Raw genomic sequence first — 26,637 nt, 5'->3', positions numbered from 1 at the left:
CTTCCGCCCGGCGCGTACGCGTTCCGTCCCCCGACAAGGAGCACGTGGTGACCCCCTCCAGCCCCTCCGCCTCCACGCTGGCGTTCGTCGAGAGTCCGGTCCAGCTCCTGAACGTGCTGGAGTGGGCGTACGCGCGCCCCGGAGTGCAGCCGCAGCTGGACGGCGTCCCGCGCCAGCGGGGACGCCGCGCCGCCGGCGGGGACCTGCCCGGCCCCGCCCCCCGGCCGGCGGGCGCCGCGTCACCCCTGCGGATCGTCGTCCTGCCGCCCACCGACCCGATGTCCCGAGGCCAGCTGCGCCGGGTGGCCGCGCTGGCGCGGGACGAGGGGCACGAGGTCCGGTGGCAGGAGGCGCGCGGCAGCCGGTTCGCGCCGCTGAAAGCGCTCGCCGCGCTGGCGCACGACGTGCGCGCCGCGCGCACGGTCGTCGTCGGCGACCCCTTCTCGCGCTACGTCCAGCTGCTGCTCACCCTCGTGCGCGCCGAGGAGCTCGTGGTGGTCGACGACGGCACCGCCACCATGGAGTTCATGGCCCAGACCGCCCGCGGCGAACGCCTCGTACGGTGGCACCGGGTCGGCGGCGGCGGACTGCCCGGCCGGGTCCGCGAGCTGGCGTACGCACCCGTCTCGGCGACCGCGCGCCGCCGCTTCACCCCGGCCGCGCACCGCGGCCACCGCGTCGAGGTGTTCAGCTCGATGCCCGTCACCGCCCACGGCGGGATGACGCTGCGGGTCAACGACTTCGCCTGGACCCGCGCCCGGTTCGGCCCGCCCCGGCTGACCAAGGGCACCGACCTGGTCGGCACCTCGCTGGTGGAGACCGGGGTGGTGGACCCGGACCGCTATCTCGACGCGGTGCGCGCCCTGACCCTGGAGCACGGGGCCACCCGCTACTTCGCCCACCGCCGCGAGTCCCCGGAGAAGCTGCGCGCCCTGAGCCGGGCGACGGGGCTGGAGATCGTGCGCCCGGACCTGCCGCTGGAGCTGATCGCCCGGCGCGGTCCGGTCGGCCGGACGATCGTCAGCTTTCCGTCCACCGTCGTCCACACGCTGCCGTACGCCCTGACCGGTACCGGTGTCACGGTCGCCGTATGCGATGTGGACCCCGCCTGGCTCACCGGGTCCGCCTCCCCGCGCGCCCGCAGCTTCCTCGCGGGGGTCACCGACACCGCCCGTGATGTGCGCAGACTGCCTGCCCAGGCGGCTCCCACGGCCGGATGAGCGCGCGAGTTTACCCCCGGGTGCATCCGGTCATGCGTCCAGAGGCCGGGTTTCTTTCCCCTAACGGCATGAACTTTTCGTGATCCCCGGCCAGTTGACCCGTCCGTGCGCCTACCCTTCAACGGGTGAACCAGTTGATGTCCCGCGAGTCCCAGACCGCCCAGCCCGCCGCGTCCGACCGGCCCGAGCTGCCCGGCAAGCTTCCGGACCACCTGCGTACCGAACTGATCGCCTTCCGCCGGGACTTGCACATGCACCCGGAGCTCGGACACCAGGAATTCCGGACCACCGCGGCGATCAAGGCCCGGTTGGAGAAAGCCGGCCTGCGACCACGGGTGCTGAAGTCCGGCACGGGCCTGATCTGTGACGTGGGCACCTGGGACGGGGGCCGGCCGATGCTGGCCCTGCGCGCGGACATCGACGCCCTGCCCATCCCGGATGCCAAGACGCACGTCCCGTACCGCTCGACCTTCGCGGACCGCGCCCACGCCTGCGGCCACGACGTGCACACCACGGTGGTCCTCGGCGCCGGCCTTGTACTCGCCGAGCTCGACCGGCAGGGGCTGCTGCCCCGCCCCGTGCGGCTGCTGTTCCAGCCCGCCGAGGAGGTGCTCCCGGGCGGGGCCACCGACGCCATCGACTCCGGGGTCCTGGACGGCGTCGGCCGGATCGTCGCCGTGCACTGCGACCCCCGGGTCGACGCCGGGCGCATCGGGCTGCGGGCCGGCCCCATCACCTCCGCCTGCGACCGGCTGGAGGTCACCCTCTCCGGCCCCGGCGGGCACACCGCGCGGCCGCACCTGACCACCGACCTGGTGACGGCCGCCGCGCGGGTGGCCGTCGACGCCCCGGCCCTGCTGGCCCGCCGGATGGACGCCCGCTCGGGCATGTCCGTCACCTGGGGCCGGATCGAGGCCGGGCACGCCTGCAACGTCATCCCGATGCACGCCGAGCTCTCGGGAACCGTGCGCTGCCTGGACCTGAACGCCTGGCACGAGGCGCCGGACATGATCCACGCGGCGATCGACGAGATCGCGACCATGCACGGGGCCAAGTTCGAGATCAACCACGTGCGCGGGGTGCCCCCGGTGGTCAACGACCCGGTGATCACCGAGCTGCTGCGCGAGGCGATGGGGATCCGCTGCGGAGCGGAGTCGGTCGAGGACACCGAGCAGAGCCTGGGCGGGGAGGACTTCTCCTGGTACCTGGAGCACGTTCCGGGCGCGATGGCCCGGCTGGGGGTCCGCGCGCCCGGTGACACCGCCAAGCGTGATCTGCACCGCGGCGACTTCGACGTGGACGAGTCCGCGATCGGCGTCGGCGTGGAGTTCTTCACGGCCGCCGCACTGATCGACGGGCGTCGCGCCGTGCCCTCCAGGTAGCCGGCCGGAGCGAACTCCTTACAACATCCGCAGAACTCCTGGCGGGCGTGTCCAGCCCTTGGTACACAAGGGCTGGGCGCGGAATGAGTCACCAATCGGTCACTGTCCGGTTCGCGACGATCCGATAACGACTCATGAACGGGCCTTTAACTGACATCTACGCGCGTTACGATCGCCGCGAAACCAGCGCCGGTCGTGGCGCTTCGGTCAGGTTTTGAAGGAGCCTCCCCTTGCGCCGGATCACCAGGATCGCCACCGTGGGCATCGCGTCCGCGGCGCTGGCCCTCTCGGCCACCGCCTGTGGCGGAAAGAAGTCGTCGGACGCCGCCGCCTCCCCCTCGGAGTCGGGCCAGAAGTCCGCAGCCATCGCGTACGACATCGGTGGCCGCGGCGACCAGTCGTTCAACGATGCCGCCTACGCCGGTCTGAAGAAGGCCGAAACGGATCTGAAGGTCAAGACCGCCGAGGCCGAGCCCACCGACGGTGAGGGCGAGGCCGACAAGGTCCAGCGCCTCACCGAGCTCGCCCGTAAGGGCAACAACCCGGTCATCGGCGTCGGCTTCGCCTACGCCCCGGCCATCAAGAAGGTCGCGCCGAAGTTCCCGAACACCACGTTCGGCATCATCGACGACACCTCGGTCACCGGCCCGAACATCGCCAACCTCGTCTTCAACGAGGAGCAGGGCTCCTACCTGGCCGGCGTCGCCGCCGCCAAGGCGTCCAAGACCGGCACGGTCGGCTTCATCGGCGGTGTCGAGGTTCCGCTGATCAAGAAGTTCGAGGCGGGCTTCACCCAGGGCGTCAAGGACACCAACCCGAACGCCAAGGTGCTCTCCGCGTACCTGACGCAGCCGCCGAACTTCGACGGTTTCGCCAAGCCCGACCTCGGCAAGGCCGCCGCGCTGGGCCAGCTCGACGCGGGCGGCGCCGACGTGGTCTACGCCGCTGCCGGTCTCGCCGGCTCGGGCGCCATCGAGGCCGCCTCCTCCAAGGGCAAGTGGGCCATCGGTGTCGACTCCGACCAGTACAACCAGGCCGGTCTGGCGAAGTACAAGGACTCCATCCTGACCTCGGTCACCAAGGACGTCGAGGACTCGGTCTTCAACCTGATCAAGTCGGTCGAGGACGGCAAGCCGACCACCGGTGAGATCCGCTACGGCCTGGACAAGGACGGCGTCGGCCTGGCCGACTCCAACCCGAAGTACAAGGAGATGGCTGACGTCGTCGCCGCGGTCGAGAAGGCCAAGGCCGACATCATCGCCAAGAAGATCATCGTCAAGACCACGCCGTAAGGCAGTTCCTGACATGTAGTCCTGGTCTCCGGGGTCCGGGAAGCGGTCGTTATCGCTCCCGGGCCCCGTGCCACGTTCTGTGATCATTAGTCTGTGACCACGCGGCCTGCCTGGCCGCAAGTTTTCACTTCCGACAGTGCTACGCGCGTAGAAGCATCGTGGACGCGATACTTTCTCTCCCCGCCCTGTCCCCCCTGCCTTCCGCTCCTTCCGCGCCAAGGAGAGTGCGTCATCAACGCGTCCAGCCCGCCCCACGCCGTAGAACTGCACGGCATCACAAAGCGCTTCCCCGGCGTCGTCGCCAACAAGGACATCGCGATCACCGTCCGCAAGGGCACGGTCCATGCCTTGATCGGTGAGAACGGCGCCGGCAAGTCGACTCTGATGAAGATCCTCTACGGCATGCAGAAGCCGGACGAGGGCACCATCGCCATCGACGGGGAGCAGGTCTCCTTCAGCACCCCCGGCGACGCCATCGCCCGCGGCATCGGCATGGTGCACCAGCACTTCATGCTCGCCGACAACCTCACCGTCCTGGAGAACGTGGTTCTCGGCGGCGAGAAGCTGTACGGCATCGGTGCCAAGGCCCGTAAGAAGATCAAGGAGATCTCGGACGCGTACGGCCTCGGCGTACGCCCCGACGTCCTGGTCGAGGACCTCGGTGTCGCCGACCGGCAGCGCGTGGAGATCCTCAAGGTCCTCTACCGCGGCGCGAAGATCCTCATCCTCGACGAGCCGACCGCAGTGCTCGTGCCGCAGGAGGTGGACGCACTCTTCGACAACCTGCGCGAGCTCAAGGCCGAAGGCCTGACCGTCATCTTCATCTCGCACAAGCTGGGCGAGGTCCTGAAGGTCGCCGACGACATCACCGTCATCCGGCGCGGCACCACGGTCGGCACCGCCGACCCGAAGACCGCCACCACCAAGCAGCTCGCCGAGCTGATGGTCGGCTCCGAGCTGCCGTCGCCGGAGACCCGCGAGTCCACCGTGACGACCACGCCGATGCTGAAGGTCGAAGGCCTGACCGTGCTCGAGACCGGAGTCGTCGCGCTCGCGCCCGAGACCTCGGCGCGCTTCGTGATGCCGACGGACTCCTACGTGCACGATGGCGCGCTGGTCGGCCGGCGGCTGCTCGACGACGTCAGCCTCACGATCCACAAGGGCGAGATCCTCGGCATCGCCGGTGTCGAGGGCAACGGCCAGACGGAGCTCATCGAGGCCCTCATGGGCATGCTCAGCCCCGCCACGGGCGCGATCACGCTGGACGGCGAGGACATCACCAAGACCTCGGTGCGCAAGCGTCGCGAGGGCGGCATCGGCTACATCCCCGAGGACCGCCACCGCCACGGCCTGCTGCTGGAGTCCCCGCTCTGGGAGAACCGGATCCTCGGCCACGTCACCGAGGCGCCCAACTCCAAGAAGGGCATCCTCGACCCGAAGGCGGCCCGCAAGGACACCGAGCGGATCGTGCGCGAGTACGACGTCCGCACGCCCGGCATCGACGTCACCGCGGCCTCGCTCTCCGGCGGCAACCAGCAGAAGCTGATCGTCGGCCGCGAGATGAGCCACAACCCGAAGTTCCTCATCGCCGCCCACCCCACCCGCGGTGTGGACGTCGGTGCGCAGGCGCAGATCTGGGACGCGATCCGCGAGGCCCGTCGCGAGGGCCTGGCCGTGCTGCTGATCTCCGCGGACCTGGACGAGCTGATCGGCCTGTCCGACACCCTGCGCGTGATCTACCGCGGCCGCCTGGTCGCGGACGCCGACCCCGCGACCGTCACCCCCGAGGAGCTCGGCACCGCGATGACGGGCGCCGCTTCGGGGCACCTGGAAGCAACCGACAACCACTCCGCCGCTGCCGACGGTGACACGACGGAGGACGAGGCCCGATGAAGACATTCGACAAGGACCGGCTGATGATCGCCATCGCCGGGCCCCTGCTCGCGCTGGTCAGCGCGTTCGCACTGACCATGATCGTGCTGGCGGCGACGGGCATCAACCCGATCGAGCCGCTGCGCATCATGGTCGAGAACGGCGGCTACGAGGACATCCAGGTCCTCATCGTCAACCAGGCCGGCACGTACTACCTGGCAGCCCTGGCCGTCGCCATCGGCTTCCGGATGAACCTCTTCAACATCGGCGTCGACGGCCAGTACCGCCTCGCCGCGATGATCTCCGCCGTGGTCGGTGGCGCCATCGCGCTGCCCGGCCCGCTGCACATCCTGCTGATCGTGGTCGTAGCGATGCTGACCGGTGCCGCCTGGGCCGGTATCGCGGGCGTCCTGAAGGCCAAGCGCGGGGTCAGCGAGGTCGTCTCCACGATCATGCTGAACGCCATCGCGACCAGCCTCATCGCCTACCTGCTCCTGCCGAAGAACCTCGGCGTCCAGGCGGAGGGCTCCAACGACCTCACCACCGGTGAGATCGCCCAGTCCGGCTGGTTCCCCGCCCTCTCCCTCGGCGACTCGGGCGAGATCTACGGCTTCACCTTCGTGGCCTTCGCCCTCGGCTTCGTCTACTGGTTCGTGCTCAACCGCACCCGCTTCGGCTTCGACCTGCGCGCCAGCGGCGCGAGCGAGTCCGCCGCCGCTGCCTCCGGTGTCGACTCCAAGAAGATGATCATCACCGCGATGCTCATCTCCGGCGCCGTCGCCGGCCTGTCCGGCATGCCGGTGCTGCTCGGTGAGAGCCACACGTACACCCTCGTCTTCCCCCTGGGTGTCGGCTTCACCGGTATCACCATCGCCCTGCTCGGCCGCAACAGCCCCGTCGGCATTTTCTTCGCCGCACTCCTGATGGCCTTCATCGACAAGGCGTCCGCCGGCCTCGACACGGCCGGCTACGCCAAGGAGATCGGCACGATCATGAAGGGCCTGATCGTGATCGCGGTGGTCGTCTCCTACGAGCTGATCCGCCGCTACGGCCTGCGCCGCCAGCAGCAGAAGGTCGGCGAGGAACTGGCCGCGGGCCACGCCATGAAGACCGAGAAGGAGGTCGCGGCGTGAGCGCCAGCACCGTTTCCACGAAGAAGGCGGCACCCGCCACGGGCGGCCGCAAGAAGCTCACCCTGCCCTGGATCCTGCTGATCGTCGCGGGTGGCCTCGCGCTGGTCTCGCTGGTCCGCCTGATCTCCGGGGCCAACGACCTGACCTCCGTCGGCCAGGTCTCCGGCGCCCTCTCCCTCGCCGTGCCGATCGGCCTCGCCGGTCTCGGCGGTCTGTGGGCCGAGCGCGCGGGCGTCGTCAACATCGGCCTCGAAGGCATGATGATCCTCGGCACCTGGTTCGGTGCCTGGGCCGGTTACCAGTGGGGCCCGTGGACCGGTGTGCTCGTCGGCATCGCCGGCGGCGCCGTCGGCGGCCTGCTGCACGCGATCATCACGGTGACCTTCAACGTCAACCACATCGTCTCCGGTGTGGCCGTGAACATCCTGGCGCTGGGCTTCACCCAGTACCTCTCGAACTTCACGTTCGCCGAGGCCCCGGGCGGCTCCTCCAAGCAGTCCCCGCAGGTCGAGCCGATCGCCAAGATCACCATTCCAGGCCTGTCGGACTGGATGGCCGACCTCCAGGCCAAGCACTGGTTCTTCGTCTCGGACCTGGCCGGCGTCATCGGCGGTCTGGTCACCGAGATCTCGCTGCTGACCATCGTGGCCCTGCTGCTGATCCCCGGTACCTGGTGGGTGCTGTGGCGGACCTCCTTCGGTCTGCGCCTGCGCTCCTGCGGTGAGAACCCGATCGCCGCGGAGTCCCTCGGCGTCAACGTCTACAAGTACAAGTACATCGCCGTGATCGTCTCGGGCGCCCTCGCGGGCCTCGGCGGCGTGTACCTGTCCGAGGTCGCGAGCCCCATCTACCAGGAGGGCCAGACCGGCGGCCGCGGCTACATCGGTCTCGCCGCGATGATCTTCGGTAACTGGATGCCGGGCGGCATGGCGCTGGGCGCGGGCCTGTTCGGCTTCATCGACAGCCTCAAGCTGCGCGGTGGCGCCGAGAACGTCCACGCGATGCTGCTGCTGATCGCGATCCTGCTGGTGCTCGTCTGCGTCTGGCAGCTGTACAAGAAGAAGTACATCCAGGCCGGCGTCGCGGCGGCCTTCGCCGCGCTGCTGTTCCTCTGGTACGCGACGACGGACTCGGTGCCGAGCCAGTTCGTGGACGCCGCCCCGTACCTGACCACGCTGCTCGTGCTCGCCCTGTCGGCGCAGCGCCTGCGCATGCCCAAGGCGGACGGCATGCCGTACCGCAAGGGTCAGGGCAAGTGACCTCCGGCCCGACGGTGGACTGGGAAGCCCTGCGGACGTCCGCCCGGGAAGCGATGACCCGGGCGTACGCCCCGTACTCGGGCTTCCCGGTCGGGGTCGCCGCCCGGGTGGACGACGGCCGCGTCGTGACCGGCTGCAACGTCGAGAACGCCAGCTACGGGCTGGGCCTGTGCGCCGAGTGCGGGCTGGTCTCCTCCCTGCAGGCCACCGGCGGCGGCCGCCTCACCCACTTCACGTGTGTGGACGGCAAGGGCGACATCCTCGTCCCGTGCGGCCGCTGCCGTCAGCTGCTCTACGAATTCGGCGGCGACGAGCTGCTGGTGGAGACCCCGGACGGGATCCTCCCGCTGGCGGCGATGCTGCCGCAGGCCTTCGGGCCCGACCACCTGAGATAGCCGTGCCGACGGCCCTTCGCCCCTGCCGGGGCGGAGGGCCGTCGTCCTTCCGTTCCCGAACCTCCCATCCCCCCTCTCTATGCGCGTAGAAGGAAGCACCTCATGGACGTCATCTCCGTCATCCGGACCAAGCGGGACCGCGGTGAGCTGAGCCCCGAGCAGATCGACTGGGTCATCGACGCGTACACCCGCGGTGTCGTGGCCGACGAGCAGATGTCCGCGCTGGCGATGGCCATCCTGCTCAACGGCATGAACCGGACCGAGATCGCCCGCTGGACCGCGGCGATGATCGCCTCCGGCGAGCGCATGAACTTCGACTCCCTCTCCCGCCCGACCGCCGACAAGCACTCCACGGGCGGCGTCGGCGACAAGATCACCCTCCCGCTCGCCCCGCTCGTCGCCGCGTGCGGCGCGGCCGTGCCCCAGCTGTCCGGACGCGGCCTCGGCCACACCGGCGGCACCCTCGACAAGCTGGAGTCCATCCCCGGCTGGCGCGCGCTGCTCTCCAACGAGGAGATGCTGCACGTCCTGGACACCACCGGCGCGGTCATCTGCGCGGCCGGCGACGGTCTGGCCCCCGCGGACAAGAAGCTCTACGCGCTGCGCGACGTCACCGGCACGGTCGAGGCCATCCCGCTGATCGCCTCCTCGATCATGTCGAAGAAGATCGCCGAGGGCACCGGCTCGCTCGTCCTGGACGTCAAGGTCGGCACCGGTGCCTTCATGAAGAACATCGAGGACGCCCGCGAGCTGGCCCGCACCATGGTCGGCCTCGGCACCGACTCGGGCGTCAAGACCGTCGCGCTCCTGACCGACATGTCCACCCCGCTCGGCCTGACCGCCGGCAACGCCCTCGAAGTCCGCGAGTCGGTCGAGGTCCTCGCAGGCGGCGGCCCGGCCGACGTGGTCGAGCTGACCATCGCGCTGGCCAAGGAGATGCTGGACGCGGCGGGCATCAAGGACGCCGACCCGGCCAAGGCCCTGGCCGACGGCTCCGCGATGGACCACTGGCGCCGGATGATCGCGGCCCAGGGCGGCGACCCGGACGCGACCCTGCCCGTGGCCCGCGAGCAGCACGTGGTCACCGCCCCCGAGTCGGGCGTCCTGACCCGCCTGGACGCGTACGGGGTCGGCGTCGCCGCCTGGCGCCTGGGCGCCGGCCGTGCGCGCAAGGAGGACCCGGTGCAGGCGGGCGCGGGCGTCGAGCTCCACGCGAAGCCGGGCGACACGGTGACGGCGGGCCAGCCGCTGATGACCCTGCACACGGACACCCCGGAGAAGTTCGACTACGCCCTCGCCTCCCTGGCGGGCACGTACGACATCGCCCCGGCCGGCACGGCCTTCTCCGCCACGCCGATCGTCCTGGACCGCATCGCCTGACCTGCGGCTTCCCTTGCGTGTGAACGGGACCGGTGGACCCCCGCCGGTCCCGTTCGGCATGCTGAGAGCTTCCCCGCCCCTGGCCTCAGAGCCGTGGCAGGGCCTCGCCCGGCCGCGGCTCCCGGCGCTGTTCCAGCCAGAACAGGTAACCGCGCAGGTAGGACTCCAGGCCGTCGTCGATGTAGGCGATGAAGTCCCGGTGGCCCTGCGCGGCGTCGTGGTAGTGGCCCAGGTACTTCGGGTCGTTGTTGTAGCCCCAATGGGGGTGGGTGTCGGCGCCCCAGTCGGCGGCGATCTCGACCGCCCAGGCGCGGACCCGGCCCCGGTCCGCCCACCAGTCGCGGACCGCTGCGGTGGTCCAGTGCTCGTCGCCGTCCCAGTTGTAGCCCTCGCAGAGATCCAGCGAGGCCCCGCACAGCAGGTCGAGGACCTGGGCCTCGTCCGTCGGCTGGCGGAAGACGAATACCCCGCCGAAGCCGCCGCCGTGATCGTCGTCGTAACAGATGTGGTCGGGGGCGTCCATCCGCCCGAGGGCCATCTCGTCGGTCTCGCCGGCGTAGAACGGGCCGGGCACGTTGCGCCAGTTCCGTTCCTCCCACACCCCCCGGAACGTCTCGGGCCGCAGGGGGGACCCGGTCTCGGCGAGTCGGCGGGCGGTGGGGAGCGGATCCCAGTAGGCAGGCTTCATCGCGTCATTGTGCGCGGCCGCCGATGAGTTCCGGCGGGCCGGGCGGTCATCCTCTCGTGGAGATCCGACGACTCGTGCTGCCCGGACCCGGACCGGCCGACCCGCAGGACGCCGCGCTGCTGTGTGCCCGGCTGGCCAGGCTCTACGACGGCGGGGCGGGTGCGGTGGTCTGCGACGCCGCCGCGGTGACCGCGCCCGGGCTGGCCGACGTCGAGGTGCTGGCCCGGCTGCGGCTGGCCGCCCGGGGGCGGCCGCTGCGGGTGACCGGGGCCGCGCCCGCCCTGCGGGCCCTACTGGACCTCGTAGGCCTCGTCGAGCTGCTCGGGGAGGCCGAACAGCGGGAACCACCGCGCCGTGTCCAGGAAGGCGTTGAGCCCGACGATCTTGCCGTCTGATATCTCCAGCACCTGGAGCGCCCACGGGGTGTGGCCCGGCCGACCGTCCTCGCGCGGACGGTACTGGCCGAAGGCGGGCAGGCCGTTCGCCGTCGTCGGGACGAGCCGGGAGCCCTTGCAGCCGATGCCCTGGTTCAGGTGCCAGGCCGCGATGTCCTCGTGGCCCCGGAGCCACAGGTCGAACGGCGGCATCGAGAGCACCGCGTCCTCGTGGAGGAGGGTGGTGAGCCGCGCGATGTCGTAGGCCTCGAAGGCGGAGAGGTACCGCTCCAGCAGCTTCGCCTGGTCCGCGTCGAGCGGATCCGCGGGGTCGCTGTCGCGCAGCGACTGCCCGGCCAGGGTGGCCCGCGCCCGCTGGAGGGCGCTGTTCACCGAGGCCGTCGTGGTCTCCAGGAGCTGGGCCACCTCGTCGGCCTTCCAGGCCAGCACCTCGCGCAGGATGAGCACCGCCCGCTGCTTCGCCGGCAGGTGCTGGAGCGCCGCGACGAAGGCCAGGCGGACGGATTCCTTCGCCAGCGCCATCTCCGCCGGGTCGGCGGTCTGCGGCAGCACCCGGCCGTCCGGGACCGGCTCCAGCCAGGTCACCTCGGGGCGCTCGTTGAGCACGGCGGAGGCCTGGTGCTGCGGCGCGGTCAGGTCCATCGGACGGGCCCGCCTGTTCCCGGCCTTCAGCAGGTCCAGGCAGACGTTGGTGGCGATCCGGTACAGCCACGACCGCAGCGAGGAGCGGCCCTCGAACGTGGTGTAGCTGCGCCAGGCGCGGATGTACGTGTCCTGCACCGCGTCCTCGGCGTCGAAGGACGAGCCGAGCATCCGGTAGCAGTAGCCGGTGAGTTCGACCCGGTACCGGTCCATCGCGGTGTCGAGGTCCACATCCGTGGCGAGGTCGCTCATGTCCGTCCATCCCCCTGGTCGTTCCGCTCCTTCGGAACCTACCGGAGGGGTCTGACAACGGCAGCCGGAAGCGCCGGACCTCCTATATATGTCGTCATCAAGTTTCTTGACGTCAAGATTAATCTGCGGCAGGCTTCCGTCATGTATCTCGACGTCGAGATATATGACGGTGGACGCGGTCGATACGGGGGACTGGGATGCGGCGCGGCAGGCGGACCCGGACGGCACGGCAGGGGGACGGCGGTCTGCTGGCGCAACTGCGCCGGCCGCCCGGCGGCCGTGATGCGCGGATCATGCTGCTCACCCAGGCGCTGGACCGAGCGGGTACCGGCGTGTGGGCCGCGTCCTCCGTCCTCTACTTCACCTTCGTCGTCGGCCTCGACGCCGGGCAGCTGGGCCTGCTGCTGGGCGCGGCCGGGGTGGCCGGCATCGCCGGATCGCCGCTGGCGGGCCACCTCGCCGACCGGTTCCAGGTGCGCACCCTGCTGATCGGCTGCCACCTCATCCGCCTCGGGGCCCTGTGCGTGCTGCTGGTGGTCACCGACTTCGGCCTGCTGCTGCTCCTGTTCGCCGTCACCCACCTGGGAGACCGGGCGGCCAAGACGCTGGAGATGCTCTTCGCCACCCGGGTCGCGGGCGAGCGGCGCTCCACCTACCAGGCACTGTCACGCAGTTCGGCGAACGCCGGATACGCCCTCGGCGCGGGCCTCGCCGCCGTCGGACTGGCCGTCGGCACCCGCGGCGCCTACCAGGTGCTGATCCTGGCCGACGCCCTGTCGTTCCTCGTGGCCGCGGCCCTGGTGTGGCGCACCCGGGAGCCGCACGGCCGCGGGCTCGTGGTCGCACGGCCCGGGGCGGAGGAGGGCCCTCCGGCGGCCGGGCCCAGCCCCTGGCGGGACCGCGGCTACCTGCGGTTCGTCCTGCTGGACATCCCGATGAACCTGGACGACTCGATCCTCGGCGTCGGCGTGCCGCTGTGGCTCGTCGGCCACACCGCGGCCCCGCACGCCCTGATCCCTGCCTTCCTGGTCATCAACACCGTGCTCGTCGTCGCCCTGCAGCTACGGGTGTCGGCGCGGGTCCGGGACGCCCGCCAGGCGGCGGGCGCGGCCGGCCTGTACGGGCTGACGACGCTCGCCTGCTGCCTCTTCCTGGCCACCGCCCCCGCGGGCGGGGCCTGGGCCGCCTCGGCGGCCCTGCTCGCCGCGGCCGTGCTGGCCACCGCGGCGGAGCTGATGCGTTCGGTGAGCTCCTGGGAACTGGCGGTCTCCCTCGCACCCCGGGAGGCGCGCGCCTCGTACCTCGGGGTGGCCGGCATGGCTCAGTCCGTCCAGAAGTCCGCGGGCCCGCTGCTGCTCACCGGCGCGGTGATGGCGGCCGGCCCGGCCGGCTGGCTGGCCCTCGGGGCCGGGGTGGCGGGCCTGTCCCTCGTCCAACGCCGCTCCGCCCTGCGGCGGTTGGACCACCTGAGCGCCGCGCCCGCGCCCTCGTCCGCCACGCCCACGCCCGCCGCGCCGACGGCCTAGGTGCCGGGCTTGCGCCCGTACACGTAGACGTCCTCGCCCTGCCCCAGCAGGTTCCAGTACGCCTTGGCGTCGGCGGAGCGCATGTTCACGCAGCCGCCCGAACCCGGCGGATTCCACATGCTCTTGGTGGTCGAGTGGAAGGCGATGCCGCCGTCGAAGAACTGCGCGTACGGCATCGAGACGTTGTAGAGCGTCGACCAGTGGTCGATGTTCCGGTAGTAGATCTTCTTCAGGCCGGTGCGCGTCTCCGTGCCGTCCTTGCCGGTGCGGACCGGGACGGGCCCGTACGTCAGCGCGGCGCCGTCCTGGATCCAGCTGAGCTGCCGCGTCAGGTCGACGCAGGCGATCCGCCCCCGGTCCACCGGGCAGTCACCCGCCTTGTTCGGGGTGCTGCCGGCCGCCCGCTGGGCCAGCATCGTGCTCATCGTCTGCCAGGTCAGCGGCCCGGCGTAGCCCTGGGTCGGGGTGATCCCGTGGCTCGCCTGGAAGGACCGGATCGCCGTGCAGTCCGCCGCCGACTGCTTCCCGTCCACCGGCCGGCCGAGGAACTGCTCGACCTGCCGCTGGTACGGCCCGGTGGTGAGGTTGCAGGAGGCGGCGGCCTGCGCCGCCCCGCCTCCCGTGACCACCACCGGCAGTGCGAGCGCGACCGCCCCGCCCAGCACCGCCGCCCGCGCCCCGAACCTCGTACCCATCCGGTCCTCCCCTGCTCGCACAGCACGTCCTCCGTGTTGAATGCCCGGAAAACAAGCAGGGGTTGCCTACGGCGGGGGCGTAGTTTTCGTCAGCGTGCGCCCATGGCCGACGCCGGCATCCGTCGCTCCGCGCGCGCCGCGTGGGACCCGTACAGGGTGATCGACACGACGCCGAGCACCGCCAGCAGCGCGATGCCGACCGTGGCCGCCCATCCGGCGCCGTGGTAGGCCAGGGCGCCCAGGGTGCCGCCGGCGCTGGAGCCGAGGTAGTACGCGGACTGGTAGAGCGCCGAGGCCTGCGCCCGGCCCGTCTTCGCCGTCCGGCTCACCGCGGCCGAGGCCACCGCGTGCCCCGCGAAGAAGCCCGCGGTGATCAGGACCAGCCCGGGCACGATCAGCGCGAGGGAATCGGACAGCGACAGCAGCAGCCCGAGCGCCGTGGTCGTCACGGCCAGGTACAGCGCGCCGCGCCGCCCGGTACGGGCCACCAGCTTGCCGGCGGCGGCCGAGGAGACCGTGCCGACCAGGTAGATCAGGAAGATCGACCCGACCACGCCCTGCCCGAGCGAGAACGGCTCGTCGACCAGCCGGTAGCCGATCACGGTGTAGACCGCGCCGAACACCGTCATGAACAGCGCGCCGATCCCGTACAGGCGCAGCAGCAGCGGATCGCGCAGGTGCCCTGCGACGGTGGCGCCCACCGCGCGCGGGTTCAGCGACGCCGGGCGGAAGAACCGCGCCCGCGGCAGCAGCACCAGGAAGGCCACGGCGCACGCCAGCGCCATCAGGGCGACGGCCAGCAGGCCCGCCCGCCAGCCCCACAGCTGCGCCGCCCAGCCGGTGACGAGGCGACCGCTCATGCCGCCGATGGAGTTGCCCGCCACGAACAGGCCGATCGCGGCCACCAGGGCCTTCGGCTTGACCTCCTCCGCCAGGTACGCCATCGCGGAGGCCGGGATCCCGGCGATCGCCGCGCCCTGGACGGCGCGCAGCGCCACCAGCCACTCCACGTTCGGCGCGAACGGCACCAGCAGACCGACGCCGACGGCGATCACCATCGAGTACGTCATCATCCGGGTGCGGCCGAACCGCTCGGACAGCGCGCTCAGCGGGAGGACGAACAGCGCGAGCGCGCCGGTGGCCGCGGACACCGTCCAGCTGGCCTGGCCCGCCGTCACCCCGAAGCCGGCGGAGATCGCGGGCAACAGCGCCTGGGTGGAGTAGAGGAGGGCGAACGTCGCGAGTCCGGCGGCGAAGAGCGCGAGGCTCATCCGGCGGTAGCCGGGGCGGCCGGGGGAGAGGGGCTGCGGTGCGGGGGACGACGGGGTGGAGGCACCCGGGATGACGGGTGCCCCGGTATGAACGGGAGGCATGCTTCGACGGTAGGCCTGTCGTTTTCATGCGTCCAATGCATGGAATCGCGATAATCGATCCACTGCTGCATCAACCCAGCTCAGAGGCGTGGATGTCGATGAACCGTTACGTAGAAGACATGGCTGTGACAACGTTGCTCGCGCCGCGGCTGGCGTATTTCGTTGCCGTGGCCCGCCACGAGCACGTCACCCGGGCCGCCCACGACCTGGGCGTCCCGCAGTCCACCCTGTCGCGCGCCATGGTCCGCCTCGAACAGGACCTCGGCGTCACGCTGTTCGCCCGCAAGGGCCGTACGGTCGCCCTCACCACGGCCGGCCGCACCTTCCTGGCCTCGGCCGAGCAGGCCCTGACGGAGATCGGCCGCGCCGCCGAATCCGTACAGCAGGACGCCGATCCGGCGGCCGGCAAGGTGGCCTTCGGCTTCCTGCACACCCTCGGGTCCGAGACCGTGCCCGGCCTCATCCGCGCCTTCCGCGCCGACCACCCGCGCATCCGCTTCTCCCTCGTCCAGAACTACGGCGAGGCCATGCTGGAGAAGCTCCGGGCCGGCGAACTCGACCTGTGCCTGACGTCCCCGCTGCCGGACGCCCCCGACCTGGTCGCCCGGCGCCTCGACGAACAGCGGCTGCGGCTGGTGGTCCCGGACGACCACCGGCTCGCGACCCGCAAGCGCATCCGCCTCGCCGAGGCAGCCGAGGAAACCTTCGTCACCCTGGAGCCCGGCTACGGCATGCGCCGCATCACCGACGACCTGTGCGCGGAGGCCGGGTTCACCCCGAAGATCGCCTTCGAGGGCGAGGAGGCCGAGACCCTGCGCGGCCTGGTCGCCGCCGGCCTCGGCGTGGCCCTCCTGCCGCCCCCGGCCGTGGCCCGCCCCGGCGTGGTCGAGCTGACGGTCACCGCGCCGCGCGCCGTCCGCGAGATCGGCCTCGCCTGGCTCGACGGCCACCCCGACACCCCGCCGGTGGCGGAGTTCAAGCGTTTCCTCCTCTCCCGCCGCGGCCGCCTGATCCCCGAACTGGAGCCGCCGGCCTAGGAGGTGTCCTGCCCCCCCGAAAACTGATGGCCGTCCGCCGCTCCGGCGAGCACAATCACCGAGGTTGCCGGGGCGAGGGGGATGCTGCTTGGACGTGTTCGCGTGTGCCGGGTGCGGTGCGGAGCTGACGGCGCCGGTCTCCCGGGTCGCCCTTCCCGTCCACACCCACTACGGGGCGTGGGAGGAACTGCATCCCCCGCTGATGGAGCCGGCGACGTACGCCGTCGAACCCCGACCCACCGGACCGCCCTGGCGGCCGTGGGACGAGGTCGGGGAGGAACGGGCAGCCGAGCAGGGGGTGTACCTGCCGCAGCACTTCGTGTCGTTCGGGCCGCGGGACAGGATCGTCATCGCGCCGGGCGACTCCCGACGCATGGTCCTCGTCCCCGAGAAGTGCGCGGGCTACTGCATGGGCATCGACGGGCGTGACGGCCCCAACCTGGCGTGCGAGGGCTGCGGGCGCGCGGTGGCGACGCGGATGGACGACTGCGGGCTGTGGCAGACGGTGTGGCTGGAGCCCGGCGCCGTCCGCCGCCTCCCCTCGGGCAGCCCCGCCGTCCCGGTCCCCGACTGGGACGAGCTGGACCTGGAGTCGTACGCCGTGGCGCCCGTCGAACTCGACGGCTCCTGGAGCCGCCGCTGGGAGGCCGCGGTCATGGTGGCCCTCGCGCACCTGGTGGTGGCCTGCGACGGCCGCCCCGTGGCGCTGCCCGGTCCCCTCGCCGAGCTGCTCGGCGACACCGTCGCCGGCTACCTGCCCGTCGGGCCCCCGGCCCTCACCGCGAGCCTCGCCGGGCCGGGGACGCCCGTGCTCCACCCCGGCGGCGACGTCCTCCTCGTACCCCGCCATCCGGTCACGGGTCAGCCGTGGCGGCCCCCGAACGGTACGGCGCCCGTGGTCCCGCTGGACATCGCGGTCTGGGCCCGGCTCGTACTCCCGGGCGAGACTTCGCCGCTGCCCGTGTCCGGCACGCTGCCGGACGGCGTCCTGCGTGACGACTACCCCCTGCCGCTGCACCCGTGGTGCGGGTTCCTGCCCCACGACCGAGCCTTCCGGAACACCCTGGCGCGCCTCCCCGGCATCCGCCGTCCGGAGCTGCGCGCCTACCACGACCGGTACGCCAGGACCTAGTTGCGGCCGTCCGGGTCCGGCGGGGGCGGGGGTGAGGAGAGCAAGTAGCCCGCCTGGAAGCGGGACTTGGCGCCCACCGCTCGCATGATCTCGGCGATGTGCCGTTGGCAGGTCCGCTCCGACATGCCCAGCCGGCGCGCGATCACCTTGTCCTCCAGGCCCTCGGACAGCAGCCGGACGATCGTCTGCCGCAGCTCGTCCGAGATCGACCGGGCCGCCTCCGGGCTCACCGACGTGGGGAAGGGCTCCGCGCCCACCCAGGAGCGCTCGAAGGCCGTCGTCATGAAGTGCACGACACCCGGCTCCCGCACCACCAGCGCCGCCCCGCTGCGGTCCGGCACCGCCATCAGGCCCGTGTGTTCGTCGAAGATCAGCATCCGCATCAGGCCGTCGCCCAGGGTCCGTACCTGGGCGCCCAGCGCCGTCACCCGCTCGACGTACGCCGCCGTGGGCCGTGAGTAGCGGGCGGTGTGCTGGTAGATCGTGCGCATCCGGACCCCGCGCGTCAGCAGTGACTCGTCCCGCCCGATCGACTCCTCCAGCGTCTCCAGCGGGCGGCCCCCGCCCGGCTGCGAGGTCAGCAGCTCCCGCTCGCACGCCGCGACCAGCTCCGCGATCAGCCCCCGTACCGCCCCGAGGTCCGTGACCAGCTCCAGCCGGCCCGATGCGCTGAGGTCCCGGTGCGCGGTCCCCGCCTCGTACGCCGGCACCAGCGCCTCCAGCCGCCCGCGCAGCCGGTCCATCTCGTCGTGGGTCTCCCGGACGAGCAGGGCCAGCGGGGCCAGGGCCCGGGCCGCCGCGGCCCGGGGGGCCACCGCGCTCCAGCGGTCCGGGTCGTCGCCCGGGGCCCGCTGGAGCAGGTGCGCGGCGGCCAGCTCGGTGATCGCGGCGGCCGCGCGCACCCCCAGGGCCCCGGTGGCCTCGCACAGGTCAAAGGCGTGCCGCTCGACGGCGTACGCGTACAGGCGCCGGGCGGCGGGGCTCAGCTCCCCGGCCGCTGCGGCCGGCCCGGATTCCTCGGGAGACATATGCGTATGCGTCCCGAGTTGTGCCCATTTATAAACCCCTCGTGTTCCCGCAAGGCGGCAAGACGACGCCTGGACGGCCACCACCGGCATATGCCGAAGAGGCACAGTGGCAGCACGGCGTGAGAGGGAAGCGCGGTATGCGGCAGCGGACACCCAGGCGAGCACGGGGGCCCGTGTCCTGCTGAGCCCGCGGCCCGCCGTGGTGGTCGCGCCAGATCCATCGGTGCCATCCGACCGTGAGGGGGCGGAGCGGCAGGTGCGGACGGACTGGCGCGACCCCGAAACCGTCAGCCGTCAGCCGTCAGCCGTCAGCCGTCAGTCGTCAGCCGTCAGTCGGAGGCCGGCTTCGCGTAGTCCGTGTAGCCGGTCCAGTCCAGCGCGACGCACGGCTCGTCACCCAGGACCCAGGCGTCGTGCCCGGGGGCGATCTGGATGAAGTCGCCGGGACCGATCTCGCCGCTCTCCCCGTCGTCCATGACGATCTTCATCCGGCCGCTCACGACGTACCCGGTGTGGGCGGAGCGGCAGCTGTCCGTGCCGGCCAGCGGCTTGATGTGCAGCGACCAGCGCCAGCCCGGCTCGAAGACCGCGCGCCCCACCGCCCCGCCCTCGGTGTTGAAGAGGTCGAGCCTGCCCGTGCCGGCCTCGAAGGGCCGCGTCTCGTCGGGCTTGTCGAAGTTCCTGTAGACCAATCCGCCCATGGCCGGTCGCCTCCGGGAGTCGAGCAGCACCCCGAGTCCGCTTCCCACGGTACGCGCGCCGCGCCGGGCCCGTCGATCACCGGCCCGTGGATCACCGCCTCAGCGACCTTCCGAAGCCCGAGGCCAGCGGCATCCGCAGGCCCAGCGGCGGGGGCGCGGCCAGGGCGTCGGTCACCGGCCGTGAGTACCGCCCCGAGGAGACCGCGCCCAGGATGAAGTCCACGGCCAGCGCCACCACTTCCGGCTGGTGCTCGCGCAGCCCGTGCCCGTCCGAATGCACCTCGAAGCGGCAGGTCGAACGATTCGCCTTCTTCGCGCGCGCCGCCAGCCGGAAGGAGGCCTCCGGGTCGCTGCGCGCGTCGTTGGTGCCGTGCACGATCAACACCTGCCGTCCCGACAGCTGTTTCACCGGTTCAGGGGAGTCGGCCCGGGCCGCTGCGTCTAAGCAAGGGGCAATCACCACGACCGAGTTGACGGCCGCGTGCCCCGCCGCCCGCAGCGCGGCCAGGCCCCCGGCGTCATAGCCGGCCAGGCACACCGGCACGTCCCCGTACCGCCGCACCGCCTCGTCCGCGGCCCACCCCGCCTGTTCCTCCCGGGCGGAGTCCCCGCCGTGGATGACCATGTGCGTGACCAGCCCCTCCGCCCCGCCCGCCCGGGCCAGCGCCCGCGCGAGCGGACGCATGGGACCCGGCGAGAATCTGGAGGCCCCGGGGAGCAGGAGCACCACCCCGTTGACCGCACTTTCCGTCGAACCCGAGCCGGTTCTCGCGCCGGCCGCCCGCCCCAGGCGGGCCCCGCGCGCCGGCGGCGCATGCTGTGCCATGGCGGAACAGTCTCAGACCTTGAGGTGTACGCCATCCGTCCGCGCGGTCTCTGTTACATATCGACGCCCGCCGGGGACATTCCGCTCTACGCGCGTAGGAGTAGAGTGCGCAGATGACGAGCGAGACCCCCAACCTGCCGACCCCGGATCAGATCCGTCGTTCCCCGAAGGTGCTGCTGCACGATCACCTCGACGGTGGACTGCGCCCCGGGACCATCATCGAGCTGGCCCGTGAGGTCGGTTACGAGAACCTTCCCGAGACCGACGCCGACAAGCTCGGCATCTGGTTCCGCGAGGCCGCCGACTCCGGCTCCCTGCCTCGCTACCTGGAGACCTTCGCGCACACCTGCGCGGTCATGCAGACGAAGGCCGCCCTCTTCCGGGTCGCCGCCGAGTGCGCCGAGGACCTGGCCGAGGACGGCGTCGTGTACGCCGAGATCCGCTACGCGCCCGAGCAGCACCTGGAAGCCGGCCTTTCCCTCGAAGAGGTCGTCGAGGCCGTGAACGACGGCTTCCGCGAGGGCGAGCGCCGCGCGAAGGCCAACGGCCACCGCATCCGCGTCGGTGCCCTGCTGACCGCGATGCGCCACGCCGCCCGCGCGCTGGAGATCGCCGAGCTGGCGAACCGCTACCGCGACAACGGCGTGGTCGGCTTCGACATCGCCGGCGCCGAGGCCGGGTTCCCTCCCACCCGCCACCTCGACGCCTTCGAGTACCTCAAGCGCGAGAACAACCACTTCACCATCCACGCGGGCGAGGCCTTCGGCCTGCCGTCGATCTGGCAGGCCCTGCAGTGGTGCGGCGCCGACCGCCTCGGTCACGGCGTGAAGATCATCGACGACATCGAGGTCGCCGAGGACGGTTCCGTGACCCTGGGCCGCCTGGCCTCGTACGTCCGGGACAAGCGCATCCCCCTGGAGATGTGCCCGACCTCGAACCTGCAGACCGCCGCGGCCGCCTCGTACGCCGAGCACCCGATCGGTCTGCTGCGCAAGCTGCACTTCAGGCTCACGGTCAACACGGACAACCGCCTGATGAGCGGGACCAGCATGAGCCGCGAGTTCGAGCACCTGGTCGACACCTTCGGCTACACCCTCGACGACATGCAGTGGTTCACCGTCAATGCGATGAAGTCCGCGTTCATTCCTTTCGATGAACGACTGGCCATGATCAATGAAGTGATCAAGCCCGGTTATGCGGAGCTGAAGTCGGAGTGGCTGTTCCAGCAGACCGCTTCCACCAGCGGTTCTGTCTCGGCCTAGGCCACGGCATGACAGAGCGGAAGCGCCCGGGAGGGATAATCCCCGGGCGCTTTCTCGTATTTACGGATGTTTGCGGACGGGGGTTTGAAGTGACTAGTTTGCGGAGCCGCTCAATTCCCCGTCGCAAGGACAACTTTTCATGAAGAAGTCAGCTGCCAAGACCCTCGGTACCGCCGTTCTCGGTGCCGCCTTCGCCGCGGTCGCCGCCGGTACCGCCTCCGCCGCCGTCCCGGCGATCGGCCTCACCGACGCGCTGGGCTCCGCCACGGGCATGCTCCAGGGTGCCACCAGCCAGCAGCAGGTGGGCGGCGGGGCCCAGCAGTCGAGCGACCCCACCACCCAGATCACCGGAGCCCTGACCCCGCTCACCGGCGCCCTGAACGGCCTCGGTAGCTGACGCTGCCCCAGCCGCGGATTCGTACGCGCGTGCGGTGGGTGCATGCTCCTCGATCGGGCATGTGTCCCGCCGCGCCGTGTGCCACGATCGCCACCAACTGCCCGCCGACGTCTTGGGTACGAGGTTCTCGGTCATGCGCATGAAGGCACGAGCGACGATGGTCGCGCTGGTCCCCACCCTGCTGTTCGCGGCCGTGGGGTGCAGCACCACGCACACCCCCGCGACGGGCGGGGCCCCCGATCCCAAGGGCTCCGCGGGCAGCGCTTCCGCCGCACCCGGAGTCCCGGCGCCCTCCGCCGTGGCGTCGGGATCGGTCGCGCCGAAGACCGGTGGCAGCAGGCTTGAGCGGTCCGCGCTGGCACAGGGCGACCTGCCCGGCTACCAGGTCTCCGCCCAGGGCAAGAACCCCAATGCCCCGGACGGCCAGCCGCAGGCCGACAAGAAGGCCTGCCAGCCGCTGGCCGACATCATGGGGGACAAGCCCGACCCGTCCGCGCGCGAGGTCCTCAGCCGCGGCGTCGGCTCCCAGAAGCAGGTCGGGCTGGCCGTCTCCGCCACCGTCAGCTCCTACTCCGAGAGCGACGCCAAGGCGCTGATCGCCCGGCTCAAGGCCGCCGTCGCCGCCTGCGGTTCGGGCTTCTCGGCCACGGTCGGGAAGCAGACCGGCGCCTACCGCGAGGTGCGCCCCGCCGACTACCGCACGGGCGGCGACGAGAGCGTCAGCTGGACCATGACCGCTGCCGCCCAGGGCGTGTCGGCGCAGGTCCACCTGGTCGTCGTACGCGAGGGCGACACCGTCGCCCGGCTGACGGCCCTCAATGTGGTGGCGGCGGCCCAGCAGAAGGCGCAGGTGCCGCAGGAAGTGGCCGACAAGCAGCTGGAGAAGATCCAGAAGGTCCGGCGGGCCGGCTGACCGGACGACCCGCCGGCCGCCGACCGTCGGACTACCAGGCGGCCGAAGCGGGCTTCTCGTTCGGCAGCAGCACCCACAGCGCTATGTAGATCAGGAACTGCGGGCCCGGCAGCAGGCACGAGACGACGAAAATGGCGCGCATCGCGTTCGTCGAAATTCCGAAACGCCGCGCCAGTCCGGCGCAGACTCCGCCGATCCAGCGGCCGTCACGGGGGCGGACCAGGGCGCTCATGAGATTCTCCTTCGTCGGTATCGCTTTCTGCGATGACTCAATACTCCCGCTGGACCGCCGACAGAACGTCGGTCCAGGGGCCGAGCCCGACCCTGGAAATCTTCGGGGTATCCCCCTGATAAACGGTGTGTGAGCGCCTCAGCCGGGCCCGCAGCGCCGGTACGACGGCCACGTGCGCCAGCACCACACCGACGGTGTTCAGCAGCACCGAGTCCACGTCCACGACCTGCCCCGGAACCGCGGTCTGCAGCATCTCGATGCACACCGAGACCAGCGCGCCCGCGGCGGCCGTCCGGGCCAGCGAGGACCACGCGGACAGGGCGGACGGCGCGAGCCGTCCGCTGATCAACGGCAGCAGGACCCCGAGCGGGGCCAGCAGCGCGAGCCCCTCGCCGATCTGCCGGGCGGCCTCCAGCGGCCCGAGGGCCAGGTCCGCCGCGATCCCCTCCAGCGGGCTCAGATTGGCCGCTGCGGCCCAGGGCACGTCCAGCGGCCGCAGAGTCAGCCAGCCGACGACCACGAAATGGGCGGCGAGCAGGACCCCGGCCAGAAGTCGGAGACGGAGGTGGATCGCGGTGGCGGCGCTTTCGCCGGCCTCATGACGCTGCACACCTGCGAGGACGCATCACCCGGTGGCCCCGGTTCCGGCCCGGAGGGGGGTGTGGCGGGGAGCACCCGACGGGGTCGTGCCCGGCGTCCTGGCCGGTCAGCGCGTGGCGATGAGGACGATCAGGAGCAGCGCGCCGACCAGGGCGGGCGCGATGATCTCGTACGACCAGCGCACGCGCACACTGCCCTGCGCGCCCGGCCGCGCGGCATTCAGCTCGGCCAGTCCCTGGAGCTCGTCGACGATCCGGTCGGCATTGGCCCGCATCGGTTCGGAGGCGGCGGCGGAGGTACGGGACCGGGCGCCGGGCTCACCCGTGCTGCCCGGGTCGCGGCGGTCGATCGCGTTGCGGCGCATCTGCTGCCGGTTGGCCTTCTTCCGTTCCCGCAGCGAGACCGGCACGGACCAGAGCTGGTACTTCGACCCCTCGGCCAGCACCTCGGCCGAGTAGCCGGCGCGCACCGCGTCCACGGCCGCCCAGGGCAGCTCGATGATCCGGAAGGGGTTCCGCACGCGCATCCGGTCCTCGTTGGCGAAGACGGCTGGGCGGATCGTGAACGCGACGATCAGCGGTACGGCGCACAGCGCCACCGCCAGTCCGATCCACGGGGTGTTGCCGGAGCCCCGCAGCACGGCGTCGCCGCAGAGCCAGGCGGTCAGCGCGAGCAGCAGTACCCCCGAGACGACGCCCATGGAGGATCGGTAGACCCGGTCTGCGTACACCGGTTCGTCGGTCGGCTGCTGGCTGCTCATGGGGTCGATTCTGCCCCACTGCGCCGCCTGGGTGTATCAGCCCACGAGATCGGCGTACAGGATGATGTTGTCGGGCCGGTGGCCGTCGGTGAGCTCGCCGCCGCAGGTGATGACGCGCAGCTCAGGGCGGGCGGTGTCGCCGTACACCTTGGCGGTCGGGAACGCCTTCTTCCCGACCTGCTCCAGCTCCCGGACGCGGAAGACGGCAGTGGTGCCGTCCGCCCGGTCGACGGTGATCTCCTCGCCGGTGCGCACGTGCGAGACGTCCTTGAGCACGGCCGGGCCGCGCTCGGTGTCGAAGTGGCCGATCAGCACGGCGGGACCGGTCTGGCCGGGCGTCACGCCCTTGGTGTACCAGCCGATCCTGTCGGCGTCGGCCACGGAGGGCACCTCGACGGTGCCGTCGGCGGCCAGCCCCAGCCCCAGCACCGGGGAGGCGTCCACCCCGGCCGAGGGGATCCGTACGCGTACGGGCTCCGAGGCGGGCATCGGGCCGGCGGCCGGGGCCTCGGCCGGGGCGGCGGAGGCCGGGGTGACGTGCGGGGCGGCCGGCGCCGGGTCCGCGGCGGGGGCGCCGCCGCAGCCGGTCAGGGCGGCGAGGGCGAGCGGGGCGAGCAGGGCGGTGGCGCGGAGGGCGGTGCGGGACATGCGGGGCTCCTGAACGGGGACCGGCGGGCCACCACGAGGGTGGCCCGCCTGGAGGTCGGGTGGTGCGGGGGCCGCGGGGCGGCCGTTGGTCAGCTGTGGCTGCGCCGACGGCGCAGGACGGTCGCACCGACCAGGGCGAAGACCGCGAGGAGGCCGGCGCCGGCCGCGACGGTGGTGCTGTTGTCGGTGTCCTCGGACGCGATCTCGGCGCCCGCGGCGACGGATCCCTGGGGGACGACGGTGGTCTGGCCCGTGGTCTGGGCGGAGACGTTCGTGGCGGTCACCGGCTTCGCGGTGGAGGGCTCGGGCTTCGGGGCCGGGGTCTCCTCCGTGACCGGGTATTCGGGGGTGCAGCCCTTGGGGAGGGCGGGGAAGGCCGCGAAGCCGGAGGGGACGTCCAGGCCGCCCTGGGTCTTCCACTCGAAGACGGGCTTGGCGCCGCTGGGGTTGTTGATGCGGGAGAAGTACTCCGGCGAACCCTGGGGGTTGGTGCGGGTGAGGGTCTGGGTCCAGGTGTCGGCGGGGTCGCTGCCGTGCATGACGACCTTGGGGCCCTTGGGGGACATGGTCAGGTCGGCCAGCAGGCCGGCGCCGAGGGCGACCTGCTTCACCTTGGAGACGCACGAGGTGGACTCGTCGTCGTGGACCGGGTATTCGGGGGTGCAGCCCTTGGGGAGGGCGGGGAAGGTCGCGAAGCCGGAGGGGACGTCCAGGCCGCCCTGGGTCTTCCACTCGAAGACGGGCTTGGCGCCGCTGGGGTTGTTGATGCGGGAGAAGTACTCCGGCGAACCCTGGGGGTTGGTGCGGGTGAGGGTCTGGGTCCAGGTGTCGGCGGGGTCGCTGCCGTGCATGACGACCTTGGGGCCCTTGGGGGACATGGTCAGGTCGGCCAGCAGCCCGGCGCCGAGGGCGACCTGCTTCACCTTGGAGACGCAGTCGGCCGGGGCCGTCGCCGCCTGCGGCAGCGGGTAGGACTTGGTGGTGCCGCCCTTGGCCACCGAGAGGGACGGACGCGGGGAGTCCGACCTGACGAGCTCCAGCTCCAGGCCGTTCACCGAGGCCTTGAGGTGCGTGACGTCCAGCGTGGTGAGCACGCGGCCCGTGTAGTCGTCGCCCGGCTTCCAGCTGTCGGAAACGGCGCGGATCCAGACCTCGGGACCCTCGGACTTGTTGCGCAGCACCGCGACGACGCCGGTGTCGATCAGGACAGGGGTGCCGGCATACCGGTCGGTGACGGTTCCGGCGACGGCCGCCGCGGCCGGCGCGGTGGCCGCGGCGGCGTACGCCGTGCCCGCGACCGGGGCGAGAAGGGCACCGGCCAGGACGGCGGTGGCGATGGAGGCACGGAGGGCGGTACGCATAACGACTCCTTGAAGCGTGGTCTCGGGAAAGTGGAGGAGAGTCGCATGCCGCGGTTTTCTCTTTCGGTGAGAGCCGGTTGAGTGTCTGGCGGGCTGCTGAGAACAAAGTTACGGATCTTGTGAGCGCGGAAGATCTTGCTCCTGTCATGGACTCGTAACGGAGAGTGGAGGTGTCGATTCCATAGCGGATCCGGGTGCGGGGGTGACAGGTCGCTACGCGCGTAGATATGCTCATC

27 protein-coding genes are annotated in these 26,637 nt (G+C 71.6%); 15 read left to right on the top strand and 12 right to left on the bottom strand.

Annotation, left to right across the window (positions count from 1 at the left end; all coding sequences use genetic code 11):
• The first annotated feature begins 47 nt into the window (after positions 1-47).
• From KO717_RS14195 to KO717_RS14160, 8 genes are all read left to right on the top strand, one after another.
• The gene (locus tag KO717_RS14195; RefSeq protein ID WP_301367055.1) at positions 48-1,220 is read left to right on the top strand and encodes a hypothetical protein; all 1,173 of its coding nucleotides are present in this window, start codon (positions 48-50) and stop codon (positions 1,218-1,220) included.
• A 137-nt stretch (positions 1,221-1,357) separates the two neighbouring features.
• Positions 1,358-2,602, top strand: a complete 1,245-nt coding sequence (locus KO717_RS14190; protein ID WP_301374532.1) for an amidohydrolase — start codon at positions 1,358-1,360, stop codon at positions 2,600-2,602.
• Positions 2,603-2,832: 230 nt separating this feature from the next.
• Entirely contained in the window at positions 2,833-3,894 is a 1,062-nt protein-coding gene (locus KO717_RS14185; RefSeq protein WP_301367054.1) for a BMP family lipoprotein, read from the top strand.
• Between the two features lie 231 nt (positions 3,895-4,125).
• A complete protein-coding gene (locus tag KO717_RS14180; RefSeq protein WP_301374531.1) occupies positions 4,126-5,787 on the top strand; it encodes an ABC transporter ATP-binding protein in 1,662 nt (553 codons plus the stop codon).
• The gene (locus KO717_RS14175; RefSeq protein WP_301367053.1) at positions 5,784-6,899 is read left to right on the top strand and encodes an ABC transporter permease; all 1,116 of its coding nucleotides are present in this window, start codon (positions 5,784-5,786) and stop codon (positions 6,897-6,899) included. Before KO717_RS14180 ends, KO717_RS14175 begins: the two co-directional genes overlap by 4 nt.
• Entirely contained in the window at positions 6,896-8,158 is a 1,263-nt protein-coding gene (locus tag KO717_RS14170; RefSeq protein WP_301367052.1) for an ABC transporter permease, read from the top strand. Before KO717_RS14175 ends, KO717_RS14170 begins: the two co-directional genes overlap by 4 nt.
• Positions 8,155-8,553 carry a cytidine deaminase gene (locus tag KO717_RS14165; RefSeq protein ID WP_301367051.1) on the top strand — a complete coding sequence of 133 codons (399 nt, stop codon included), beginning with the start codon at positions 8,155-8,157 and terminating at the stop codon, positions 8,551-8,553. The genes KO717_RS14170 and KO717_RS14165 overlap by 4 nt, the downstream gene beginning before the upstream one ends.
• 102 nt (positions 8,554-8,655) lie before the next feature.
• Entirely contained in the window at positions 8,656-9,933 is a 1,278-nt protein-coding gene (locus KO717_RS14160; RefSeq protein ID WP_030009876.1) for a thymidine phosphorylase, read from the top strand.
• Between the two features lie 85 nt (positions 9,934-10,018).
• Here the strand turns inward: KO717_RS14160 and KO717_RS14155 are convergent, their stop codons facing one another.
• Entirely contained in the window at positions 10,019-10,621 is a 603-nt protein-coding gene (locus KO717_RS14155) for a hypothetical protein (protein WP_301367050.1), read from the bottom strand.
• 56 nt (positions 10,622-10,677) lie between these two features.
• Between KO717_RS14155 and KO717_RS14150 the strand changes: the two genes are divergently transcribed.
• On the top strand, positions 10,678-11,016 hold the full coding sequence (locus KO717_RS14150) for an STAS domain-containing protein (RefSeq protein WP_301367049.1): 339 nt from the start codon (positions 10,678-10,680) through the stop codon (positions 11,014-11,016).
• Here the strand turns inward: KO717_RS14150 and KO717_RS14145 are convergent.
• Positions 10,912-11,910 carry a sigma-70 family RNA polymerase sigma factor gene (locus KO717_RS14145; RefSeq protein WP_301367048.1) on the bottom strand — a complete coding sequence of 333 codons (999 nt, stop codon included), beginning with the start codon at positions 11,908-11,910 and terminating at the stop codon, positions 10,912-10,914. The genes KO717_RS14150 and KO717_RS14145 overlap by 105 nt on opposite strands.
• A 197-nt stretch (positions 11,911-12,107) precedes the next feature.
• Here KO717_RS14145 and KO717_RS14140 point away from each other — a divergent pair, with 197 nt between their 5' ends.
• Positions 12,108-13,436 (top strand): MFS transporter, encoded by a 1,329-nt coding sequence (locus KO717_RS14140; protein ID WP_301367047.1) that lies wholly within the window; start codon positions 12,108-12,110, stop codon positions 13,434-13,436.
• Here the strand turns inward: KO717_RS14140 and KO717_RS14135 are convergent.
• Entirely contained in the window at positions 13,433-14,131 is a 699-nt protein-coding gene (locus KO717_RS14135) for a L,D-transpeptidase family protein (RefSeq protein ID WP_301367046.1), read from the bottom strand. The two genes, KO717_RS14140 and KO717_RS14135, sit on opposite strands and share 4 nt — an antisense overlap.
• Before the next feature lie 89 nt (positions 14,132-14,220).
• Positions 14,221-15,504, bottom strand: a complete 1,284-nt coding sequence (locus KO717_RS14130) for an MFS transporter (RefSeq protein WP_301367045.1) — start codon at positions 15,502-15,504, stop codon at positions 14,221-14,223.
• A 62-nt stretch (positions 15,505-15,566) separates the two neighbouring features.
• Between KO717_RS14130 and KO717_RS14125 the strand changes: the two genes are divergently transcribed.
• Positions 15,567-16,541 (top strand): LysR family transcriptional regulator, encoded by a 975-nt coding sequence (locus tag KO717_RS14125; protein WP_301374530.1) that lies wholly within the window; start codon positions 15,567-15,569, stop codon positions 16,539-16,541.
• Between the two features lie 94 nt (positions 16,542-16,635).
• Positions 16,636-17,673: a hypothetical protein gene (locus tag KO717_RS14120; protein ID WP_367401581.1), complete on the top strand. Its 1,038-nt coding sequence runs from the start codon at positions 16,636-16,638 to the stop codon at positions 17,671-17,673.
• Here KO717_RS14120 and KO717_RS14115 read toward each other — a convergent pair.
• The 3 genes from KO717_RS14115 to KO717_RS14105 form a co-directional block, all read right to left on the bottom strand.
• The gene (locus KO717_RS14115; RefSeq protein WP_301367043.1) at positions 17,670-18,701 is read right to left on the bottom strand and encodes a helix-turn-helix transcriptional regulator; all 1,032 of its coding nucleotides are present in this window, start codon (positions 18,699-18,701) and stop codon (positions 17,670-17,672) included. The genes KO717_RS14120 and KO717_RS14115 overlap by 4 nt on opposite strands.
• 329 nt (positions 18,702-19,030) lie before the next feature.
• Positions 19,031-19,402: a cupin domain-containing protein gene (locus KO717_RS14110; protein WP_301367042.1), complete on the bottom strand. Its 372-nt coding sequence runs from the start codon at positions 19,400-19,402 to the stop codon at positions 19,031-19,033.
• Between the two features lie 91 nt (positions 19,403-19,493).
• Complete coding sequence (locus tag KO717_RS14105) at positions 19,494-20,228, bottom strand: alpha/beta hydrolase (protein WP_301367041.1); 735 nt, start codon at positions 20,226-20,228, stop codon at positions 19,494-19,496.
• Positions 20,229-20,341: 113 nt separating this feature from the next.
• On the opposite strand from KO717_RS14105, the gene KO717_RS14100 reads away from it, so the two are divergent.
• The 3 genes from KO717_RS14100 (at position 20,342) to KO717_RS14090 (ending at position 22,800) form a co-directional block, all read left to right on the top strand.
• Positions 20,342-21,490, top strand: a complete 1,149-nt coding sequence (locus KO717_RS14100; protein WP_033219622.1) for an adenosine deaminase — start codon at positions 20,342-20,344, stop codon at positions 21,488-21,490.
• Positions 21,491-21,629: 139 nt separating this feature from the next.
• Entirely contained in the window at positions 21,630-21,887 is a 258-nt protein-coding gene (locus tag KO717_RS14095) for a hypothetical protein (protein ID WP_301367040.1), read from the top strand.
• 133 nt (positions 21,888-22,020) lie between these two features.
• A complete protein-coding gene (locus KO717_RS14090; protein ID WP_301367039.1) occupies positions 22,021-22,800 on the top strand; it encodes a hypothetical protein in 780 nt (259 codons plus the stop codon).
• Positions 22,801-22,831: 31 nt separating this feature from the next.
• Here the strand turns inward: KO717_RS14090 and KO717_RS14085 are convergent, their stop codons facing one another.
• The 5 genes from KO717_RS14085 to KO717_RS14065 form a co-directional block, all read right to left on the bottom strand.
• Positions 22,832-23,032 (bottom strand): PspC domain-containing protein, encoded by a 201-nt coding sequence (locus KO717_RS14085; protein ID WP_033219629.1) that lies wholly within the window; start codon positions 23,030-23,032, stop codon positions 22,832-22,834.
• A gap of 37 nt (positions 23,033-23,069) precedes the next feature.
• Positions 23,070-23,642, bottom strand: coding sequence for a VanZ family protein (locus tag KO717_RS14080; protein ID WP_437184511.1), 573 nt, complete (start codon positions 23,640-23,642; stop codon positions 23,070-23,072).
• Positions 23,643-23,738: 96 nt separating this feature from the next.
• Positions 23,739-24,392 (bottom strand): PH domain-containing protein, encoded by a 654-nt coding sequence (locus KO717_RS14075; RefSeq protein WP_301367038.1) that lies wholly within the window; start codon positions 24,390-24,392, stop codon positions 23,739-23,741.
• Positions 24,393-24,428: 36 nt separating this feature from the next.
• Entirely contained in the window at positions 24,429-25,040 is a 612-nt protein-coding gene (locus KO717_RS14070) for a class F sortase (RefSeq protein WP_301367037.1), read from the bottom strand.
• 89 nt (positions 25,041-25,129) lie between these two features.
• Positions 25,130-26,401: a hypothetical protein gene (locus tag KO717_RS14065; RefSeq protein ID WP_301367036.1), complete on the bottom strand. Its 1,272-nt coding sequence runs from the start codon at positions 26,399-26,401 to the stop codon at positions 25,130-25,132.
• Between the last annotated feature and the right edge of the window lie 236 nt (positions 26,402-26,637).

It is taken from the genome of Streptomyces xanthophaeus (assembly GCF_030440515.1).
Taxonomy (GTDB): Bacteria; Actinomycetota; Actinomycetes; order Streptomycetales; family Streptomycetaceae; genus Streptomyces; species Streptomyces kutzneri.
Note: the sequence above shows the minus strand (reverse complement) of the source record. Positions and strands in the feature narration are given on the sequence as shown.